Here is a 4,427-nt window from a genome sequence, read left to right on the forward strand (position 1 = left end):
CAAGGCCTTTTCTTCTACTCCTTCAACACCGCTGACAGCTTATCGCTGAACGCTGCGGGCTTATATCACAACCGCAATCGCTGGTACTCGCCCGCGCTGGGGCGGTTCACGTCGAGAGATCCGATTGAGACGGCGCAGTTGGTCGTTAGTGCCGCTGTGAGGAACGCGCAAGCGTTTCTGATCCTGGCCGGGGCCTTGAACGATGCAGGGCACTTCTCGAATGGAATGAACCTCTATGCGTATCTTGGGGCGAATGCGGTCAATAGTACCGATCCATCTGGTCTGAAGGAGCACCACATTTGGCCGCTGCACCTGGGAGGACCGAGTGACGGTCCGGGGATCGATCTTGATGACGCCAGCCACCAGGCGTTTCACGACTACCTCAGCAAGAAGGGTTTCCCGTTTGGCGACAAGGGTCGGGCCAAATGGGCCGCACTGAGCGATGCGGAACGGCGGGGGTATATCTGCGATGCAGCACGGGCCGCAGGCGTGGACGTGACAGATAAGGGCTTCCAGAAGGCCCTCAAAGAAGCGGCGAAGGAGGCAAACGCAATCATACGCAAAGCGAAAGGCGCTGATTTTCTACAACCGCGAGCAGCATGCAGGTACGTCTTGCGACTGGAAAAGGCCGAGAACGGGGTCGCCGACAAGCTGGTCAGACGGGTGTCAGGCGGACGGCTCGACAAACTCGGCGCAATCGGCAAAGGAATGGCTGTCGTCGGCGGTGTCATGTATGGCATGCAGATGATGGATAGCTTGAGAATAGACAATCCATATGTGTGGGAGCTGGCAGTGATCTCCCGTAGGATACAGAATACTGGCCAGATGACGATCATGGATGAGGCCGCGGCTGCTGACGATCTCTACCATCTGACTGGGGACTGTTTCTCCGGTGCCTATGCGTGGAACTACTGGCGGGATACTGTCTGGTGAGCGTATCTTGGAGGCGTGGGCATGGATGATCTAAAACTTGGGCCTCCGCTGGATCGGCGTTTCCTGCGGAAACTCGCATCTGCTTTGATCGAGGACGGCTGGAGTGACCTGAGTGACATGGTCGGCTGGCTGACCCGGCACGGGTCGGGCGAGGCCATGGCGGCCGCCATTTGCGATGCATGGTCCGGCACGTCGCTGCCGTTGCGCGACTGGGCTGCTCAGGTTGCCGGCGTGGAGGTATGGCTTCGAGGGAACGACCTGAGAATTGCTGTGCGCGTCTCGGGCGATCTGGAGACAACAGTATGGCAAGCAGCGCCCTTTGAGCTGACGGCGTTTGAGGCCATGACGGCAGCACTTCCGCGACCCCTGCCGAAGCTGCTCCGGGATGCGGCACTTTCCGCTCCCGGCATGGTCCTCGACCGGGTCGGCCCGCTGGCCGACCCCTGGTACTTGGCCAAGCCTCTTGCATACGTGACAAGGTGGACAGAAGGCACAAACCGCGAGGAGTGCGAGAGGCTCGGATTCGAGTATCCCGATCCCAATCGCCACCTAATCGAAGTGGTGGACAATGGACTGGGGGACTGCTACGTGCTTGGCACAGATGGCACGATGTCCTTCTTCGACCATGAGGCCCGCGGTCTCGCGAGGTGCAATATCACGCTGGAGGGGCTCCTTCATCAGTACTTCGCGTCACCGCAAGGAATCCTGGATCCGTATGAGCGGAAGTGGGCCGAGCGACCACGCGAGATGCCCTCCGCTGAACCGTGGCCGGACCCTCCAAGTGTAGTGCTCTCATTGAAAGTCCAGGGGTTGCCCTTTTTAGCCAGCATTGCGCTAGCCGTTCGAGGCTGCCAGCGGGCCATGCCTCGTGAGTGGCTCCGTGCCACTCCACAGGAGTGGCAGTCGTTTCAGGACACTCTCGGGCAGATCATCGAACGCTGCAAGGATGTGGCGACAACCGGTACACCGCTTAGCAGGCAAGCGGCGAAGGATGCCCGCCGTACGGCCGACATCGTGACCGCCAAGTGGAAGAGACTCTGTGGCATCGGAGGCAAGGTGTACCCATTCGAGCAACTCACGTACTTCGCCGTCCCGGCCCTGGCGACAGCGTGCCATCGCATCAGCGATGCCGAGGCCATCGAGGAGGCCGTAGCGTCGTGCCAAGCAGTGTATACCGGCAGCGATCGCCAGGATGAGACCGTTACCCAAGCGGCAATCGGGGACGCGGATTACCTCCTGTTGCTCAACCTGGGCGAGCCAGCCACAGTGGGCAAGCCTGTTCCTTCTGCGTTTTTTGAGCGGCCGCTGTGGCCCGGCGGGTCGCCTCGCGAGATATGGAACGGCTGACCGGAAGGATGCCGGCAGGAACATTGACAGAGGGCGGCGTGAGCTCAGTGCTTCATGATTCAGAGTACGGAATGGGGCCGGCCGGACGGATGAGAAGGGCAACCGGTTCGTCTACCACTACGACGAGCAAGGGCGGCTCGTCCAAACCGACGTCACCGGCTCGCGCTGGTACGCCTCGGGGGCCAACGAGCGGTACGACCCGCCGCCGCCGATTAAGACCATCACCTACAGCTACACGCCCGACGGCCTGCCCGAAACCGTCACCGCGTACGACGGCCAGAACGCCACCGGCAACATCCTCTCCCAGAGCCATTTCCACTATGACGGGCTGCGCCATCTGACGGCCGAGTTCCAGTCTCACGGGGGTCCGGTGGATGAAAACACCACCCCGGCCGTCAGCTATACCTGGGATACAAGCCATTATGGCGAAAACGGTTACAACTACGACCGGCTGGTCGGCATGACCTACCCCACACGGCCCGAGACTGGTGCCCGCAGTCTGTGGGAAATCGGGGGACACTATACGTATTTCGATGAGATAGGGGCTGTTTTCCGATGCAAACTGCGAAGATCGGCTTGGCATAATAGGTAAGGTGTCCCCCGAATTCCCGTGCTCGGGCCAAGTTCCCACGAGGGTTCGACGACGGCATCAAGGTGCTGCTCACCGAGACCATGCATCGGCAGTATCATGGCGGTTTGCTGCGACGTTTGAGCCAGAAGGGCATCTACCCGAAGCGCGGGCAGTCGTGGCTGAAGTACTTCGAGGAAAACGCGGGCAAGCAACAGGCGGCCCTTGATGTGATGGTCGACTACACCAGGGAGTTTGACAGTGCGAACGGAACGGGCCTGCTCAAGCATGTGCTCCAGCAACTGAGCGCACAAGGGCGATAGGTGATCGCATGTGTAAGCAGGGTATGATAGTCGAATTGGTCGGCAAGAAGAAAGATGCCTACACGCATCCCGTAGTCCAGTGGGCCAAGGAGCAACGGGGGCGAATCCTCTGTCCGAATTGCGGCAAGCTCAGGCAAGACCTCTTCCCACAGCCCGTTGATGTGCCGCTCATACAGCTCTACAAAGGGACTTCCTACAGCATTGTGTTCCGCGGGGGGGTGGCCGTGATTCACCAACGTCTTTTGGACTTCCTGCGTCCACACTTACCCGAACATAGCCTAGGTCGTTGTTTCTGGAGAGATGGTTCGCTTCTCCCAGACTACCATTCGATCTACTTCCGGGATTACATCTTCTTTCGGGCTGGTAGAGAAAGCCCACGGTATGAGTACTATGAATGCGAGATCTGCGGCTTGTCGGGAGCAAGCTCAGACGAGCCCTACGTTCTTCGCAGTGAGCTGCCGGATGCGACCGTGTTCCAGGACGCGATTCATTGTCTTTATCTGAGTGCATCCCTGGCTCGCGTGTTCCCCTGGCGAGAATTCCGAGATCTGGAGCCCTTTACGTTTCCAGTTCGCGATGAGCCGTTGCCTGACGATCCTTTGCCTGTTGGGTGGCGACCGGCGTTCAAAGGCCAGGCATGGCTCACCGCGAGAACGAACTCGTTGCCGGAGTCCGTTCGCGAGCCCGAGCCTGACCGCTACGCAGAGCTGAAGGCGATGACGCTGGACTTACCTCGGTTGGAGGATGATTCGGCCAAATCATGCCCCGTGCCGATGCGGAAGATCATGAGTTACCTACGGCTGGAGGGAGTCGACCGACGGATCAAGGCCAGGGACTTGCAGTTCCTGCGAACCGCCCGCGTCGGGGACCGCGACTGCTGGATCTGGCGGTTTGAGGAGCAAGTGTGTGCCGATGCATACGTGACCGTCTGGCGAGGTCCAGATGGTGCCCTTTGCGTCGGCTATGGCGGAAACAGCCATGGCCTGACGCCGGAGCAATACATCTACGGCGAACATCACAAGTACTTCTGATCGCCTCGGCTGACTTCGGAACCAACGACGCCAACAACACCTACGTCAGCGGCTCCGAGCCGCTGAGCACGGCCGTACCCGGCGGCAGCTACTGGACCAGCCTGCCGGCCACGCTCGACACAACCGCCTCCCCCCGCCCCGACAACTCCGTCGGCCACCTCTTCCCCGGTCAGGAGGCCGAGACCGTCGCCCGGATGCCACAGATCCTGGGCAACTCCATCTTCG

6 protein-coding genes are annotated in these 4,427 nt (G+C 60.2%); 5 read left to right on the forward strand and 1 reads right to left on the reverse strand.

Going from position 1 to position 4,427, the window contains the following annotated elements:
* From PLL20_21730 to PLL20_21750, 5 genes are all read left to right on the forward strand, one after another.
* Window positions 1-933 (forward strand): RHS repeat-associated core domain-containing protein (locus PLL20_21730; protein ID HPD32619.1); only part of this gene is annotated, 933 nt, incomplete at its 5' end.
* Between the two features lie 21 nt (window positions 934-954).
* Window positions 955-2,280, forward strand: coding sequence for a hypothetical protein (locus PLL20_21735; protein ID HPD32620.1), 1,326 nt, complete (start codon window positions 955-957; stop codon window positions 2,278-2,280).
* 370 nt (window positions 2,281-2,650) lie between these two features.
* Window positions 2,651-2,872 (forward strand): hypothetical protein, encoded by a 222-nt coding sequence (locus tag PLL20_21740; GenBank protein ID HPD32621.1) that lies wholly within the window; start codon window positions 2,651-2,653, stop codon window positions 2,870-2,872.
* Window positions 2,873-2,934: 62 nt separating this feature from the next.
* The gene (locus tag PLL20_21745; protein HPD32622.1) at window positions 2,935-3,171 is read left to right on the forward strand and encodes a hypothetical protein; all 237 of its coding nucleotides are present in this window, start codon (window positions 2,935-2,937) and stop codon (window positions 3,169-3,171) included.
* An 8-nt stretch (window positions 3,172-3,179) separates the two neighbouring features.
* Window positions 3,180-4,202, forward strand: coding sequence for a hypothetical protein (locus PLL20_21750; protein ID HPD32623.1), 1,023 nt, complete (start codon window positions 3,180-3,182; stop codon window positions 4,200-4,202).
* On the opposite strand, the gene PLL20_21755 is transcribed toward PLL20_21750, so the two are convergent.
* Window positions 4,187-4,427, reverse strand: a 241-nt coding sequence (locus PLL20_21755; GenBank protein HPD32624.1) for a hypothetical protein, incomplete at its 5' end; no start/stop codon positions are given. The genes PLL20_21750 and PLL20_21755 overlap by 16 nt on opposite strands.

The sequence above is a fragment of the Phycisphaerae bacterium genome (assembly GCA_035384605.1).
Classification (GTDB): Bacteria; Planctomycetota; Phycisphaerae; order UBA1845; family PWPN01; genus JAUCQB01.